Consider the following 14,661-nt stretch of genomic DNA (forward strand, 5'->3'; position numbering starts at 1 on the left):
CGGCCCGCTCAGACCACCATCTTGGCGAAGCGGTCGCGCATGATTTCCTCGGCATCCGCGACGATCCGATCGATCAGTTCCTTCACCGTCGGAATGTCATGGATCAGGCCCTGGATCATGCCGGCCGACCAGATGCCGCCATCGGGATCGCCCTCGGCCATTGCCTTCTGCCCGCGCACGCCGGCCACCAGATGCTGGATGTCCTCGAACTTGGCGCCCCCCTTGCCCTCGATCTCGACGACTTCCTGACTGACGGCGTTCTTCATGACCCGCGCCGTGTTGTGGAGCGTGCGGAAGATCAGCTTCGTGTCGCGTTCGTCATTCTCGACCATCTGCTTCTTGAACGCCTCGTGGATCGGCGCCTCCTTCGTCACGCAGAAGCGGGTGCCCATGTTGATGCCGTCCGCGCCGAGCGCAAGCGCCGCGGCCAAACCGCGGCCATCGCCGAAGCCGCCCGAGGCAAGCATCGGAATTTTCACCTTGTCGGCGGCGGCGGGAATAAGGATCAGCCCGGGAATGTCGTCCTCGCCCGGGTGACCGGCGCATTCGAAGCCGTCGATCGAAATCGCGTCGACCCCCATACGTTCCGCCGACAGCGCGTGCCGCACCGCGGTGCATTTGTGGATCACCTTGATCCCGTGTTCCTTGAAGTGATCGACATGCTCCTGCGGCTTGTAGCCGGCAGTTTCGACGATCTTGATCCCGCCCTCGATGATCGCCTGCCGGTATTCGGCATAAGGGGGAGGCTTGATGGCCGGAAGGATGGTGAGGTTCACGCCGAAGGGCTTGTCCGTCATCTCCTTCGTGCGGGCGATTTCCTTTGCCAGGTCTTCTGGCGTCGGCTGCGTCAGCGCGGTCAGCATTCCCAGTCCGCCCGCATTGGAAACCGGCGCCGCCATCTCGGCATAGCCGACCCATTGCATGCCGCCCTGGACGACCGGGTGCTGGATGCCGAACATCTCGGTAAAGCGCGTCTTGATCATGAAACCCTCCCTGGCGGCACGGGCCGCAGTCTTCGTGTGCGGCAGACACTGGGTGCCGACCGCCTGCGGGGAAACTGACAGGGATGTTAGTTTTGCGCGAGGAAAGAGATCCCCGCTCCGGGGATCGCGCGAGGCTGGCCGTGCAAGAAAATGGTGACCCCTACGGGACTCGAACCCGTGTTTCCGCCGTGAAAGGGCGGCGTCCTAGACCACTAGACGAAGGGGCCACGCTGCTGTCGCGGCGGGCGGTTACGCGCCGTCCCGCGCGAAGAAGCGCTCACGTAGCGACCCGGCCCGTCCCGGTCAACGTCCGATATGGCAAGGTGTGACATAGCGCCGTCTTCGTGGCTGGCCTCTGCTGGCGGCGCACGTCAGGCGGCACGCGCCGCAGCCCCGTCCGCCCATGCGGCATCCTCAATGTGAATCTCAGCTCGCGGCACCTGCTGCCAGTCGTCGCGCTTCACCCGGCCGGCCACGAACAGCCGCCGCCCGTTCGCACCCAGAAGCGCCGCGCCAAGCGGCGTGTCTTCGGCGCGAAAGGCGATGCCCTTCGCGCGCTTCCCGTCGGCCCCGGCGAGGAGGGTGCGCACATGGCCGTTTCCCACCACAGAGGCCTCGACGATGCTGACAGGTCCCGCCGCGACGCGCGGAGTAGGCCAGCCAGCGCCGTAGGGCGCCGCCAGATCGAGCGACTCGGCGAGGTCGGGCGTAATGCCGCCCGGTGCCACCGCCAGGTCGAAGGCCAGGCTGCGCTCCGACTGGGCGCGGGTGACCTGCCCTTCCAGCCGCTCGCAGAGAAAGTCGGTCAGCTCGCCGATGCGGTCGGCGACGACGGTAAGGCCGGCCGCCATCGCGTGACCGCCGCCCGCGGACAGCAGACCGGCATCCTTTGCCGCGAGGACGGCCGCGCCGAGATCGACGCCGGAGATGGAGCGCCCTGATCCCTTTCCAATGCCTGCATCGGTACCGATGACGATTGCGGGCGCGCCAAGCCTGTCCTTGAGACGGCTGGCGGCGATGCCGATCACGCCCGGATGCCAGCCCTCCCCTGAAACCACGGCGACCGGCATGTTGCCCGCGCGTTCGGCCGCCGCCAATGCCGCGTCGGTCACGTCGGCTTCGATGGCGCGCCGCTCTTCGTTGAGGCGACTGAGTTCTTCGGCGAGCGCCTGACAATCCTCATCATGCGCGCCGCAGAGGAGCCGGACGCCGAGGTCCGCGCGGCCCACGCGCCCGCCCGCATTGATGCGGGGGCCGAGCGCAAAGCCGAGATCGGAGGCGAGCGGCGCGCGCTCCAACCTGGCCGCGTCGGCGAGCGCCGACAGACCGCGATTGCCACGCCGCGCCATGATCTTCAGTCCCTGAGCAACGAAGGCGCGGTTGAGCCCGGTCAGCGGAACGACATCGGCGACCGTGCCAAGCGCGACGAGGTCGAGAAGCGGCATCAGATTGGGCGGCCGATCGCCCAACCGGCCGCGGCGCGCCAGCTCTCGCCTGACGGCAACGGTAACGAGGAAACTCATCCCGGCGGCCGCGAGATGCCCGTAGCCCTGAGCCTCTACGCCCTCGTCAATGCGATTCGGATTGACGATCGCCGCGGCGGGAGGAAGCTCTGTCGAGGCCTTGTGATGATCGACCACGATCACGTCGAGGCCCGCAGCGCGCGCCGCCTCCAGCGCCTCGAACCCCTGTGTGCCGCAATCGACGCAGACGACGAGATCGGCACCGGCCTGTTTCAGGTTCACCAAAGCGTCGGCGGAGGGGCCGTACCCTTCCAGCAGGCGGTCGGGAATATAATGGCCCGCCCTAGCGCCGAACATCGCCAACGCGCGGATGAGGACGCTGGCGCTCGTGGCGCCGTCGACGTCATAGTCGCCGAACAGCACGATGCGCTCTCCGCGCTCGACCGCGTCCGCAATGCGCGCGGCTGCCGCATCCATGTCGCGGAAGATCGAGGGGTCCGGCAGCATGTCGCGAATGGTGGGCGCGCGCAGCATGTCGATCTCTTCGGCGCGCGCACCCCGGCTGAGGAACAGGCGCCGGATCATGGCGTCGGGGCCGAGACCTTCGTCCGCGGCACCGCCGCGCCAGACCCAGGCCCTGCCGCTGACCGACCGGGAAACCTGAAACACATTCTGCGACATGCAGCCAACCTAGTGAGGAAGCCCCCGAGATGGAATGCCTGCCCGGACGGCAAAGGCGCGCGCGAGGGGCTCAGACTTTGACGAATTGTCCGGGATGGTCGCCGGTGCGAACTGACGATGTGTCGAAGGAAGAGATGCATCGAAGGAAGAGGAGAGACGCCATGGCTGCACGCGCGCCCGCAAACACCGAGTCGGTACATGAAGAGCTGATCTACGAGGTGGACGGCCATGTCGCGACGATCACCCTCAACGCGCCCGACCGGATGAACACGATTTCCGGCCCGATGCTCGACGGGCTGAGCGAGCTTCTGGTGCGGGCGGATGCGGACCCGGAGGTGCGCTGCGTGATCCTGACCGGGGCGGGGCGCGCCTTCTGCGCGGGGCTCAACCTGCAGGCGGCAACGGGCGGAGAGGGCAGCATGTCGTCGGGCGCGATCAGCGCCTCCAATCTCGACCTGCGCAATACGCCGCCGACGGTGCTGTTCAACATGGACACGCCGGTCATTTGCGCGATCAACGGCGGGGCGGCCGGCTATGGCATGGACACCGCGCTCGGCTGCGATATGCGCATCATGTCCGACAGGGCGAAGATGGCGGCTGCCTTCTGCAAGCGCGGCGTCCTGCCCGAGTCGGGCGGAACCTGGTTCCTGCCGCGCATGCTGGGCTGGGAGAAGGCCGCAAAGCTGATCTTCACCGGCCGCACGCTCTCGGCAGAAGAATGCCTGGACTATGGGCTCGTCAGTGAGGTTGTCCCGCATGAGGAGCTGATGACCGCCGCGCGCGCGCTAGCCGACGAGATCTGCGCGAACGCGCCGATGGCGGTCCAGGGCTCCAAGCGGATGATGCGCATGGGCATGTCGGAGCCGTTCACCGAGCATGTGCACCATGTCTTCCTGCAACTGCTGCCGCTAATGCGGTCCGAGGACGCGCGCGAAGGCATGACCGCCTTTCTGGAAAAGCGGCAGCCGGTCTTCACGGGCAAGTAGGCGGCAAAGGCCGGGTGGGGGCACGCAGCCCCTGCCTTGCTTGGGCGGTCAGTTGTTGCAGGTCGGCCCGGGCTCGCGCCGATGCGTTGACTTCACATAGCGGACCGTGCCCGAGCTGGCGCGCATGACCACGCTTTCGGTGGTGATGAGGCCGCCCTTGCGGAATTTGACGCCTTCCAGAAGCGAGCCGTCGGTGACGCCGGTCGCGGCGAAGATCACGTCGCCCTTCGCCATTTCGGTAAGGGTGTAGACGCGCCCGAGATCCTCGATGCCCCATTTGGCGGCCCGGCGCTTCTCATCGTCGTTGCGGAAGACCAGGCGGCCCTGCATCTGGCCGCCGACGCAGCGCAGCGCGGCCGCCGCGAGGACACCCTCGGGGGCGCCGCCCTGACCCATGTAGATATCGATGGTCGTGTCGGGATCGGTGGTGGCGATGACGCCCGCCACGTCGCCGTCGGGGATCAGCTTGATGCCGCAGCCCAGGCTGCGCAATTCCGCGATAATCGCCTCGTGACGCGGGCGGTCGAGGACGCAGGCGATGATCTCGTTCGGCTTGACGCCCTTCGCCTTGGCCAGCGCCTCGATATTCTCGGTAACGCTGTTTTCCAGACTGACGATGCCCTCGGGGTAGCCGCCGCCGATGGCGATCTTGTCCATATAGGTGTCGGGCGCGTTCAGAAGGCCGCCCTCTTCGGCGATGGCGAGGACGGCCAGGGCATTCGGACCGGCCTTTGCCGTGATTGTCGTGCCTTCCAGCGGGTCGAGCGCGATGTCGATGGCCGGATCCTTCTTCTTCTGGCGGCCGACCTTTTCGCCGATATACAGCATGGGCGCTTCGTCGCGCTCGCCCTCTCCGATGACGACGGTGCCGTTCATCTTCAGCCCGTTCAGCGCGTCGCGCATGCCCTCGACGGCGGCCGCATCGGCAGCCTTTTCATCGCCGCGGCCGATCAGGTGGCTGGCCGCCATGGCGGCGCACTCGGTCACACGAACCATTTCCAGAACAAGTACCCGGTCGAGCGGATTCTTGTCCTTCTTCTTAATGCTTTTCGAATCGTCTGCCATGACCTGTCCCCAAGGGCGAAATGCTGATGCGGCCACAGGTTCGTACCAAGGCCGAAGATGAGTTGACGCTGCCCTACTGTGCCCCTTGCAGGGGAGCAAGCCGCCCCCGTCCTCGCGCCGACTTGACGGCAGGGGTGCGGGCGCCGACTCTATAGCGGCGAAGGGAAGGGCAAGATGACCGATCAGGACCGGCATGACGCGAAGAATCTCGAGGCGCAGAATCATATTCTGAAAAAGCAGCTGTCCAAGACCGCCGATCAGCTCGACGAGTTGGCGGAGTCGGACTGCGATCCCGACGAGAAGAAGAAAAGCGAGCGAACGGCGAAGCGGTCGCGCAAGATGGCCGACAGCTGAGCGGCACCAGCGCGCTGGCGGCGACACCAGATGAAGGGCGGGACATGATCGGGCGCCGGGATATTCTGAAAGGGGCGGCCGCAGCAGCCGCGATGACCGCCGGTCCGGCATTTGCGCTGCGCGCCGCCGGCGTCGGCGACGACTGGTTCGAGCGGACGCTTGTCATCGACGGACTGGGCGGCATCTGGGACCCCTATCGCGAGGAGGGCGTGACCCGCACAAGCGACCGCTTCTGGTCCGAACTGCAGCAGACAGGCGTCGATGCCGTGCGCATCACGGTCTATCCCGTCGGCAACCGCGCTGACGGCTGGGCACGCTATCAGGAAAGCATCGCCCAGTTCGACAGCTGGTTCGCCGCCAATCCCGACCGACTGGTGAAGATTCGCGATGCCGCAGGGATCGCCGCAGCCCGAAAGGCGGGCAAGGTGGGCGTTATCCTGGGAACGCAGGATAGCTCCATGATCGGCCCGGACCTCGACCGGCTGGCGGCGATGAAGGCCGACGGCGTCATGACGATCCAGCTGACCTACAATAATCGCAACCTTGCGGGCGACGGTTCGATCGAGCCGGACAATGCCGGCTTGTCCAAGCTGGGCCGCGCGACGATCGAGCGGATCGAATCGGAAAAGCTGCTGCTGGACCTGAGCCATGGCGGCGCGCGCACAATGACCGAGGCAGTGGAGGCGGCAACCCGGCCGCTGGTGATCAGCCATACCGGTGCGCGGGCGCTTGCCGACCATCCGCGAAACGCAAGCGACGAGACCATTCGCGCGGTCGCCGACAAGGGCGGCGTCGTAGGGCTCTATTTCATGCCCTATCTGGCAGCAGACATGCAGGCCACTTCCGAGACCGTCGTGGCCCATGCGGACCACCTGCTACGGATTGCGGGTGAGGACCATATCGGGGTCGGCACCGACAATGGCCCGGTGTCGGCGCCGTTCGATGCCGAGGCCAAGGCGGCCATGGACCGGTCCCAGCAGGAGCGTCTCGACCGGGGCATCGCCGCACCGGGGGAAAAGGTCGGCGTCTATCCGCTGGTGGAAGAGTATTACGCGGTAGATCGCTATGAGCGCTTCGCATCGGACCTGGCAAAGCGGGGCTGGAGCGAGCGTCAGCTGGATAAGCTGCTCGGGCAGAATTTCCTGCGCGTTTATGGTGACGCTTGGGGCGCCTAGCGCGCAGACCTTTTGAGGGCCGAGCGGACGATGTCCTCCACCGAGGCGTTTTCGCCCAGTTCATCCATTGCCGCCTTGATCACCTTCGCCGCCTGCGCGGGCTTGAAGCCCAGATTGGCGAGCGCCGATGCCGCGTCTGCGGCAAGGGTGCCGGCGGGGGGCGGCGCGCCTGCCGCCGATGTGTCGCCGCTGCCAAGGGCGGGTCCGGTCTTATCCGCAAGCTCCGTGACGATACGCTGGGCAAGCTTCGGCCCCACCCCCGGCGTGCGCGCGACCATCGCTTTGTCGCCATTGGCGATCGCCGACTGCAGTTCGGCGGCGGAGAGCGTCGAGAGAATGGCGAGGGCGACGCGCGCGCCCACGCCCTGAACGCCTTGCAGCAGACGAAACCAGGCCTGCTCTTCTTCGGTGGCGAAGCCGTAGAGGAGGAAGGCATCCTCGCGCACTACGGTATCGATGTGCAGGCGCACGTCCGCGCCCTCGGAAAGCTGGCCGAGCGTTCGCGTCGAGCAGCCGACCAGATAGCCGACACCGCCCACGTCGATGATGGCGGTGTCCGATCCAAGCTGTGCCACGAGGCCGGTCAGGCGGGCGATCATGCGTGCATCACCCGCTTTTCCTGTCCGGCGAGGCCCGCATGGGTAATGGCGACGGCCAGCGCATCCGATGCATCATAGCTGTCGATCTGCGCGCCCGGCAGCAGCCGCTCGACCATCGCGCGTACCTGCCTCTTGTCGGCACCGCCCGTTCCCACCAGCGCCTTCTTGACGAAGCGGGGGGCATATTCGGCGCATGGCAGATTCGCCGCGCCCATAGCAGCGAGGACGGCGCCGCGTGCCTGCCCCAGCTTCAGCGTCGACTGCGGGTTCTGGTTGGCGAACACTTCCTCCATCGCGCCGGTTTGCGGCATGTAGGCCGCGAGCATCTCGCTTGCCTGGCGGAACAGGATCGCAAGTCGTGCGGGCATGGGAAGGGCGGAGGGCGGCTTGATCGTACCGGCCGCCACGAATGACAGGCGGCTACCCTCGGCGCGAATGACGCCCCAGCCCGTCGCCGTCAGCGACGGGTCGAGGCCGGCGATGATCACGCGCCCAGCTTCTCCATTACGTTGTCGGGGATGTCGTAATTGCCGTAGACGGTCTGGACGTCGTCATCGTCGTCGAGGGCGTCGATCAGCTTGAAGAGAGTCTGTGCCTGCGCCTCCTCCAGCGTCACCATATCCATCGGCTTCCAGTGCAGCTTCGCGCCCTCGGGCTCGCCGAGCTGGGCCTCGAGCCCCTTGGCGACTTCGTGCAGCGCGTCGGCATCGGTGTAGATCTCATGCTCCTCACCGGAGGAGTCGACATCGTTCGCGCCGGCTTCGAGCGCCGCTTCGAACACCTTGTCGGCCTCATGCGCGTCGGCCTTGTAGGTGATGAGCCCGACATGCTCGAAGCCATGGGTGACCGTTCCGGGACCACCGACATTGCCGCCATTCTTCGAGAAGATGGTGCGCACATTTGTGTTGGTGCGGTTGCGATTATCGGTCAGCGTTTCGACGATGAGAGCGGTGCCGCCGGGGCCGAACCCCTCATAACGGATTTCCTCGTAATTCTCGTCGTCGCCGCCCGTCGCCTTGTCGATGGCGCGCTGGATGTTGTCCTTCGGCATCGACTGCGCCTTGGCGGCCTGCACCGCGGCGCGCAGGCGCGGGTTCATCTCAGGGTCGGGCATGCCCATTTTCGCCGCGACGGTGATTTCGCGGCTGAGCTTGGAGAAGAGGGCGCTGCGCTTCTTATCCTGCGCATCCTTGCGGTGCATGATGTTCTTGAATTTGGAATGGCCTGCCATGGGTCGCTTCGTCGGCTCGTGATTTGGGAAAGATATCCGCGTCCCTTACCGCGAAGCCTCCGGCGGCGGCAAGTTCGCGCACCGGTTGCAGGCCGCAAGGGCAAGAGCCCCGGAAAACAGGAAGGCCGCGGCCACGACCAGCTGCTGCAAATGAAGGAGCGCGATCGCCTGTAGTTCGAACGCCGAAACCGGCGCCGTCAGCAGCCGCTCGAGAAGCGATGCGCCGCCCGAAACGATGACTATGGCGGCGAAGAGGGCGAGCGACGCCGCTCCCCTGAGCCCCGCCCACCAGTTGCGCTCAAGCGGACTGAGGCGGCCCGTGGCGGTGCCGGCGTAAAGAGGAAGCAGGCGCAGCGTCAGCGCCGTCGCGGCGATCTCGGCGGCGAAGACCAGCCGGTACATGTCCTCGGGACTGGCGCCACCCCGAAGCACCAGCGCGTGCGCGGCGGCGATCAGTGCCCCCTCGATCAGTCCGAATAGGAGAACGAGCCCCGCGAAGAAAACGAAGCCCAGATTGGGGAGCGCCGGACGGGCTTCGCGCGCCATGGCGCGGATGAACAGATAGGGCATCCAGAAGCGGACGAGGAACTGGAACAGGAGCTCCGCGGGTTCGCCGACGAGTCCCGGCGGCGCGAAAGGCAGCATGGCCCGGCCGCTGAGAACGAGGACCAAAAGCAGCCAGTATCGTGGGCCGAGACGTCCGATCAGCCGGGCTGCGGCTGCCAGCCAGGAGAGAGGAGAGCGCGGATCGTGCGCGGTGTCGAACGGGGGCAGCGACAAGCGGGCGCGCCCCCTCAGCTCCAGGGGCCGCTGCGCTCTCCCGACCTTCCGCTCCTGCCTCCACCGCTCAGCGACACGGCGGTACCCGACGCCGAGACCATCAGCATGGAGCCTTCCTTGCCCAACACCTCATAGTCGATGTCGACGCCGACGATGGCATCGGCGCCATATTGGGCGGCGACATATTTCATGTCCTCGATGGCTTCGCTGCGCCCCTGCTGCAGGACCTTTTCGTACGAGCCCGAACGACCGCCCAATATGTCGGTGATGCCCGCGAACAGGTCGCGGAAAATGTTTGCACCCATAATGGCCTCCCCTGCCACGACACCGTGATATTCGGTGATGGTACGTCCTTCGACACTGGGGGTTGTGGTGACGATCATCGGCAGGTTTCCTTCCAGACAGGTCGAGCTTTTTCCCGCTTATGACGTCCGGCAGGACGCGTGTAGGCCCTAGCGCACCGGCACGTCGAAATAGCTGTCCGGATAGGGTTCGTCCGCCAGGGTGAAGTGCCACCATTCCTGCTTCAGGGGGCGAAAGCCGACGCCGAGCATGGCCTGCCTCAGCAGCAGGCGGTTCGCGCGTTGCTGCGCGTCCGGCCGGGGGTCCGCAGGCCAGGACAGCGTGTCGAACAGGTCGTAGCCGGACCCCATGTCGAGCTCCTTTCCGGATTCGAGGTCCACCAGGGTGAGGTCGACCGTGCTGGCGCGCGAATGACCGGAACGCCGGGCGATATAGCCGCGCTCGAACAACTCCGACTTTGGCACGTCCGGGTAATAGTCCGCCTTGCGCAGGGTGTCTGCGGGATCCTTCGCCCAAGCTGCGAAAGCGTCGACCGCGCGCTGGGGCCGGTAGCAGTCGAAGACCTTCAACCCGAGGTCATATTCGGCCAGTTCGGCCTGAGCCCCGCCCAGCGCGTGGGCGGCCTCGAGCGAGAGGAGGCACTGCGGCGCCTCGTATCCGGGAACGGGCCGCCCCGTGAAATTCTCGTCGCCGTAGTAGCGCATATCGACGCGGATATTCGGGGCCACTCGGTGAATGTCGATCAGCTGCGGCTGCACCGGCGCCGATTGAGCGGTGGAGGGGCGGGCGGGCAGTGCTTCGATCGGCAGGGCCTGATCCGACTGCATCCGGTCGGATTGCGTCTGGGCCGCACAGCCTGCCGCGCCCAGCGCCAACAAGGCGGCCAGCCGCAGCATGGGATTATGAAAGTCCGCCGACGGCCTGCTTCAGCATCACGGTGCACAGATGCGCGCGATATTCCGGGCCTGCGTGGATATCGCTGGACATGTCGCCGACATCCGGTGCGCCTATGGAGGCAGGATCGGTCCCGGCGGCAAGCGCTTCTTCCGCGGCGGTCCAGCGGAAGACGCCGTCGCCCCCCGCTCCGGTCACGGCGACGCGTACGCCGTCCTCGAACTCGGCGACGAAGACGCCCGCAAGGGCATAGCGCGAGGCAGGGTGCCTGAATTTCGCATAGGCCGCGCGCTTCGGAATGCGAAACCCGACCCGGCGAATGAGTTCGCCCTCTTCCAGCGCGGTGAAGAACATACCCTGGAAGAAATCGTCCGCCGCGTGCGATCCGCGATCAGTTTCGATGACCGCATCGAGCGCCAGGACGGCGGCCGGATAGTCCGCCGCGGGGTCGTTATTCGCCAGGCTGCCGCCGAGTGTGCCGCGTACCCGCACCTGCGGATCGCCGATCAAAGAGGCGAGTTGCTGCAGCGCGGGAATCGCACCGGCCGTCTGCGATACCTCGGCATGCGTCGTCAGCGCGCCGATCCAAAGCCGTTCGCCGTCGGTGACAAGCCCCTTCAGCTCGTCGAGGTCGGCGAGGTCGATGAGAAGGTCAGGATCGCGCAGGCGCGCCTTCATCGCGGGAATCAGCGTATGGCCGCCCGCCAGATAGGCAGCGTCCTCGCCCGTACCGGAGAGGCGGACGGCGTCGTCCAGCGTGCCGGGACGTTCGTAGCTCATTCCGCAGCCTCCCGCGCCGCGCCATCCATGGCCGCCGCGCCGGCGCGAATCGCCTTCACGATGTTCACATAGCCGGTGCAGCGGCAAAGATTGCCCTCGAGCTCGTGCGCAACGGTCTCCTCGTCGACCTCACCGCCATGCCGGTTCGCGATGCCGATCCCGGCCATGACCATGCCGGGCGTGCAAAAGCCGCATTGCAGCCCATGCTCTTGGCGGAACGCTTCCTGCATCGGATGCAGCCGGTCGCCCTCTGCAAGCCCCTCGATCGTCGTGACGCTGCGATTGGCGACCTGGGCGAGAAGCAGCGTGCAGCTTTTCACCGGGACGTCGTCGAGCAGGACGTTGCAGGCGCCGCACTGGCTGGTGTCGCAGCCGATATGCGTTCCGGTTTGTCCCAGCGTGTCGCGAAGAACGTTGACAAGCAGCGCTGTCGGCGGCGCGTCGGCGGCTACGGGCTGGCCGTTCAGCGTGAATTGAGTCCCCATAGGTGGAGCCTAGCGCAGGCGGGGGCACCGACGAAATTGAATTTTATGTGAGGCTCGCGTCACGATCCGGCGGCATTCGCTAAAACGAAAAAGGCGGCAACACCGGGGCCTTGGTGCTGCCGCCTGATTCTTAGCGAAGGGGGCGGACCCTCGGGGCCGTGAGGCTCCGCCCGTAGCTTCGAGAGGTCTGCGATACATTGCAGAACCTCGAAATATCTTCCCGATCGGGGCCGTGATCGAGAGACATGAAACGGATAGCAACCTGCGTGCCAAAAACGAAAAGCTGTTAATTTATAACGGCTTGAGAAATATAGTCCTGAACGACCAGTTCAAGCAGGCGCGTATGATGTGCCGAATTGAAACAGGCGCGGTCTCATTTTGATACAGCTGGTGTTGAAGGACCCTTATGGCGTTGCTCGGATCGACGAACCGGGCACCCAGAACAGACCGAGCGGCGCCGAAAGGTCAGGCGGAGACGGGCAGGCCCACGGCCTGGCCGGCGCGCACGAAACGCGCGACGATCTCCGCGACATCCTCATTGCTATGCTCGGCGCAAAGCGAGCAGCGCAGCAGGTTGAAGCCGGGGGTGGCCTGCGGCGGCACCATGTTCACATAGACCCCCTCTTCGATGAGAGCGGTCCACATGGCCGCGCTGGTCTGCTGGTCGGGCATTTTCACCGCGATGATGGCGCTTTCGGCTTCCGCCGTTCCGAGCTCGAAGCCCGCCCCGCGCAAGTCCGCATGCATCTTGCGGCTCGCCTGCCAAAGATGCGCGCGCTTGTGGTGCGCGGACATCAGCTTGCGGATCGAGGTCGCGGCGCAGGCGACCACGGCGGGCGGCAGGCTGGCAGTGTAGACATAGGGGCGCGTGACCAGCCGCAGGATGTCGAACTTCGGATGGTTCGAGACCACGAAACCGCCGACCGTTCCCACGGATTTCGAAAAGGTGCCGACGACGAAGTCGACATCGTCCTCGACGCCCGCCGCCTCGAAGACGCCGCGCCCATTTTCCCCGAAGAAGCCCATGGCGTGAGCCTCGTCGACGACGATCATCGCGCCGGCCGCCTTCGCAACGGCGACCATCTCCTTCAGCGGGGCGATGTCGCCGACCATCGAATAGACGCCTTCGAGGACAACCAGCTTGCCGGCTTCGGCAGGCAGGCGGTTCAGACGCTTTTCCAGATCCGAAACGCTGTTGTGGCGGAAGCGGACGATGTCGGCATTGCCCATGGCGCAGCCGTCATAAATCGATGCATGGCTGTCGGCGTCGAGGACAATGTACTCACCGCGCCCCGCCATGACCGACATCAGGCCGAGATTCGCCTGGTAGCCGGTCGAAAAGACCATGGCATGATCCATGGCATAGAATTCGCGCAGCGCCGCCTCGCATTCGGCATGGCCCTGATAGGTACCGTTCAGCACACGGCTGCCGGTGGTTCCCGAGCCGAATTCCTCGAGCGCCTTCTTGCCCGCCGCGATGACGTCGGGGTCGAAGGTCATGCCCATATAATTATAGGTGCCGACGAGGATGATCTCTCGGCCATTGACGACCGCGCGCGTGGGCGACTTGATCTCGTCCATCTGCAGGTGGAAGGGATCGCGCAGGCCGCTGCCGCGCAACGCCTCATACTGGTCGATGAGGGGCTGGAACTTGTCGAAGAGATCGGCCACCGGGGCCCTCCTGCCGCTTATTTGGATTTGATTTCGGCCACCGCCGACGCGACGTCGCCTATAGTTTCCAAATCGGGCAGCATGTTGACGGGGAGGATGATGTCATATTCGTCCTCGATCTCCGCCACCAAGTCCATCACCGTCAGGCTGTCCAGCTCCAGATCATTGGCGAAGCTGGTCGCGGCGGTGAGTTCGATGTCCTTCTTGTTGAAGGGCTGGATGATGTCGATGAGGCGCGGCAGCACCTCTTCCTTGGTCGTCGTCATGCGGGCGTCTGTAACGGCCCGCCGCCTTTAGAGCCAGCCTTCGCGCGCATACCAGTCGGCGGTGCGGCGAATGCCCTCTTCGGCACCGATGCGCGGCGCCCAGATGCCGAGCGCCTCCAGCGGTGCCGGGTCGGCGCTCCAGTCCGGATGGGCGATGTAGCGCGCCCGGTCGAAGCTGAGCTTGGGAAGCTGCCCGGTCGCCTTGCTGCGCAGCCAGTCGGCAGCAGCGCCAAGTTTCAAGGCGGCGGTGGGCAGGGGCACGACCCGGGGGGTGCGCCCGACTGCTGCGCCGACAAGGCGGGCCATGTCGCGGTGCGTGACCGCGCGGGGGCCGTCGGCTATTTCGAAGATCCGGTGCGAGCCTGCTTCGCTTTCGGCGAGCGCGACCAGTGCCGCCGCGAGGTCGCTGACGTAGATGAGCGAAAAGCGGCCCGGGCCCGGCGCGACGGCGAGCCCGCGCTTGGCGAGGCGGTAGATGTCCACCGTCTCGGTATCGCCGGGGCCGTAAACGGCGGGCGGACGGAGAATGACCCAGTCGAGGCCGGACGCGCGCACCCGTTCGTCGGCGCGCGCCTTCGAGGCGCCATATTGCGACAGTTCGGGCTCGCGGGCGGACAGCGAGGATACATGGACGAAGCGGCGCACCTTGCCCGTTTCGGCTGCGGCGAGCATGCGGCGCGTTCCGGCGACATTGCCCTCCTCGAAGCCGGCGGGCGTGCGGGCGTTGACGATGCCGGCGATATGGATGACGGCATCGGCGCCTTCGCACAGCTCTGCAAGGGCAGCTTCGTCGGCGAGGTCGCCTGCTACCCAGTGAACGCTCGGGCGTGGAGCCTGCGCTCGCCGCGTCAGGGCGCGCACCTCATGACCGCGCCGCAGTGCCTCGTCGATCGTATGACCGCCGACAAATCCCGTGCCGCCGGTGAGGGCGAGGACGGCGATGGG

17 protein-coding genes and 1 tRNA gene are annotated in these 14,661 nt (G+C 66.0%); 3 read left to right on the plus strand and 15 right to left on the minus strand.

The window, feature by feature from the left end:
* Positions 1–8: 8 nt before the first annotated feature.
* The 3 genes from KCN53_RS05165 to recJ all read right to left on the minus strand — a co-directional run bounded on the left by KCN53_RS05165 (position 9) and on the right by recJ (position 3,127).
* On the minus strand, positions 9–983 hold the full coding sequence (locus KCN53_RS05165) for an NAD(P)H-dependent flavin oxidoreductase (RefSeq protein ID WP_088711136.1): 975 nt from the start codon (positions 981–983) through the stop codon (positions 9–11).
* Positions 984–1,134: 151 nt separating this feature from the next.
* Positions 1,135–1,210 (minus strand) — tRNA-Glu (locus KCN53_RS05170).
* 144 nt (positions 1,211–1,354) lie between these two features.
* Positions 1,355–3,127, minus strand: a complete 1,773-nt coding sequence (gene recJ / locus KCN53_RS05175) for a single-stranded-DNA-specific exonuclease RecJ (RefSeq protein ID WP_088711135.1) — start codon at positions 3,125–3,127, stop codon at positions 1,355–1,357.
* Between the two features lie 161 nt (positions 3,128–3,288).
* Here recJ and KCN53_RS05180 point away from each other — a divergent pair, with 161 nt between their 5' ends.
* Positions 3,289–4,113, plus strand: a complete 825-nt coding sequence (locus tag KCN53_RS05180) for an enoyl-CoA hydratase/isomerase family protein (protein ID WP_088711134.1) — start codon at positions 3,289–3,291, stop codon at positions 4,111–4,113.
* A 48-nt stretch (positions 4,114–4,161) separates the two neighbouring features.
* On the opposite strand, the gene glpX is transcribed toward KCN53_RS05180, so the two are convergent.
* A complete protein-coding gene (glpX, locus tag KCN53_RS05185; RefSeq protein ID WP_088711133.1) occupies positions 4,162–5,178 on the minus strand; it encodes a class II fructose-bisphosphatase in 1,017 nt (338 codons plus the stop codon).
* A gap of 174 nt (positions 5,179–5,352) precedes the next feature.
* Between glpX and KCN53_RS05190 the strand changes: the two genes are divergently transcribed.
* Positions 5,353–5,532, plus strand: coding sequence for a hypothetical protein (locus KCN53_RS05190; RefSeq protein ID WP_088711132.1), 180 nt, complete (start codon positions 5,353–5,355; stop codon positions 5,530–5,532).
* A gap of 44 nt (positions 5,533–5,576) precedes the next feature.
* A complete protein-coding gene (locus KCN53_RS05195) occupies positions 5,577–6,707 on the plus strand; it encodes a dipeptidase (RefSeq protein ID WP_088711131.1) in 1,131 nt (376 codons plus the stop codon).
* On the opposite strand, the gene ruvA is transcribed toward KCN53_RS05195, so the two are convergent.
* The 11 genes from ruvA to KCN53_RS05250 all read right to left on the minus strand — a co-directional run bounded on the left by ruvA (position 6,704) and on the right by KCN53_RS05250 (position 14,658).
* Positions 6,704–7,306 carry a Holliday junction branch migration protein RuvA gene (gene ruvA / locus KCN53_RS05200; RefSeq protein ID WP_088711130.1) on the minus strand — a complete coding sequence of 201 codons (603 nt, stop codon included), beginning with the start codon at positions 7,304–7,306 and terminating at the stop codon, positions 6,704–6,706. The two genes, KCN53_RS05195 and ruvA, sit on opposite strands and share 4 nt — an antisense overlap.
* On the minus strand, positions 7,303–7,794 hold the full coding sequence (gene ruvC, locus KCN53_RS05205) for a crossover junction endodeoxyribonuclease RuvC (RefSeq protein ID WP_088711129.1): 492 nt from the start codon (positions 7,792–7,794) through the stop codon (positions 7,303–7,305). The genes ruvA and ruvC overlap by 4 nt, the downstream gene beginning before the upstream one ends.
* A complete protein-coding gene (locus tag KCN53_RS05210) occupies positions 7,791–8,537 on the minus strand; it encodes a YebC/PmpR family DNA-binding transcriptional regulator (protein ID WP_088711128.1) in 747 nt (248 codons plus the stop codon). The genes ruvC and KCN53_RS05210 overlap by 4 nt, the downstream gene beginning before the upstream one ends.
* A gap of 45 nt (positions 8,538–8,582) precedes the next feature.
* Positions 8,583–9,317: a hypothetical protein gene (locus KCN53_RS05215; protein ID WP_088711127.1), complete on the minus strand. Its 735-nt coding sequence runs from the start codon at positions 9,315–9,317 to the stop codon at positions 8,583–8,585.
* A gap of 14 nt (positions 9,318–9,331) precedes the next feature.
* Positions 9,332–9,700: a heavy metal-binding domain-containing protein gene (locus KCN53_RS05220; protein ID WP_088711126.1), complete on the minus strand. Its 369-nt coding sequence runs from the start codon at positions 9,698–9,700 to the stop codon at positions 9,332–9,334.
* Positions 9,701–9,769: 69 nt separating this feature from the next.
* The gene (locus tag KCN53_RS05225; protein ID WP_172406142.1) at positions 9,770–10,516 is read right to left on the minus strand and encodes a M15 family metallopeptidase; all 747 of its coding nucleotides are present in this window, start codon (positions 10,514–10,516) and stop codon (positions 9,770–9,772) included.
* 4 nt (positions 10,517–10,520) lie between these two features.
* Positions 10,521–11,294, minus strand: a complete 774-nt coding sequence (locus KCN53_RS05230) for an FAD binding domain-containing protein (RefSeq protein WP_088711125.1) — start codon at positions 11,292–11,294, stop codon at positions 10,521–10,523.
* Positions 11,291–11,779: a (2Fe-2S)-binding protein gene (locus KCN53_RS05235; protein ID WP_088711124.1), complete on the minus strand. Its 489-nt coding sequence runs from the start codon at positions 11,777–11,779 to the stop codon at positions 11,291–11,293. Before KCN53_RS05235 ends, KCN53_RS05230 begins: the two co-directional genes overlap by 4 nt.
* A gap of 465 nt (positions 11,780–12,244) precedes the next feature.
* The gene (gene spt / locus KCN53_RS05240; protein WP_088711123.1) at positions 12,245–13,450 is read right to left on the minus strand and encodes a serine palmitoyltransferase; all 1,206 of its coding nucleotides are present in this window, start codon (positions 13,448–13,450) and stop codon (positions 12,245–12,247) included.
* Between the two features lie 17 nt (positions 13,451–13,467).
* A complete protein-coding gene (locus KCN53_RS05245; protein ID WP_088711122.1) occupies positions 13,468–13,716 on the minus strand; it encodes an acyl carrier protein in 249 nt (82 codons plus the stop codon).
* A 27-nt stretch (positions 13,717–13,743) separates the two neighbouring features.
* On the minus strand, positions 13,744–14,658 hold the full coding sequence (locus KCN53_RS05250; RefSeq protein WP_088713285.1) for an NAD-dependent epimerase/dehydratase family protein: 915 nt from the start codon (positions 14,656–14,658) through the stop codon (positions 13,744–13,746).
* Positions 14,659–14,661 lie beyond the last annotated feature (3 nt).

It is taken from the genome of Pacificimonas aurantium, assembly GCF_020092905.1.
Classification (GTDB): Bacteria; Pseudomonadota; Alphaproteobacteria; order Sphingomonadales; family Sphingomonadaceae; genus Pacificimonas; species Pacificimonas aurantium.

Bases quoted from the DNA above. Each gene is read 5' to 3' on its own strand.
- ruvA (WP_088711130.1), bottom strand. From the start codon at position 7,306: ATGATCGCCCGCCTGACCGGCCTCGTGGCACAGCTTGGATCGGACACC.
- KCN53_RS05220 (WP_088711126.1), bottom strand. From the start codon at position 9,700: ATGATCGTCACCACAACCCCCAGTGTCGAAGGACGTACCATCACCGAA.
- KCN53_RS05190 (WP_088711132.1), top strand. From the start codon at position 5,353: ATGACCGATCAGGACCGGCATGACGCGAAGAATCTCGAGGCGCAGAAT.
- KCN53_RS05210 (WP_088711128.1), bottom strand. From the start codon at position 8,537: ATGGCAGGCCATTCCAAATTCAAGAACATCATGCACCGCAAGGATGCG.
- KCN53_RS05235 (WP_088711124.1), bottom strand. From the start codon at position 11,779: ATGGGGACTCAATTCACGCTGAACGGCCAGCCCGTAGCCGCCGACGCG.
- glpX (WP_088711133.1), bottom strand. From the start codon at position 5,178: ATGGCAGACGATTCGAAAAGCATTAAGAAGAAGGACAAGAATCCGCTC.
- KCN53_RS05225 (WP_172406142.1), bottom strand. From the start codon at position 10,516: ATGCTGCGGCTGGCCGCCTTGTTGGCGCTGGGCGCGGCAGGCTGTGCG.
- KCN53_RS05245 (WP_088711122.1), bottom strand. From the start codon at position 13,716: ATGACGACGACCAAGGAAGAGGTGCTGCCGCGCCTCATCGACATCATC.
- KCN53_RS05195 (WP_088711131.1), top strand. From the start codon at position 5,577: ATGATCGGGCGCCGGGATATTCTGAAAGGGGCGGCCGCAGCAGCCGCG.
- KCN53_RS05180 (WP_088711134.1), top strand. From the start codon at position 3,289: ATGGCTGCACGCGCGCCCGCAAACACCGAGTCGGTACATGAAGAGCTG.
- KCN53_RS05230 (WP_088711125.1), bottom strand. From the start codon at position 11,294: ATGAGCTACGAACGTCCCGGCACGCTGGACGACGCCGTCCGCCTCTCC.
- KCN53_RS05165 (WP_088711136.1), bottom strand. From the start codon at position 983: ATGATCAAGACGCGCTTTACCGAGATGTTCGGCATCCAGCACCCGGTC.
- recJ (WP_088711135.1), bottom strand. From the start codon at position 3,127: ATGTCGCAGAATGTGTTTCAGGTTTCCCGGTCGGTCAGCGGCAGGGCC.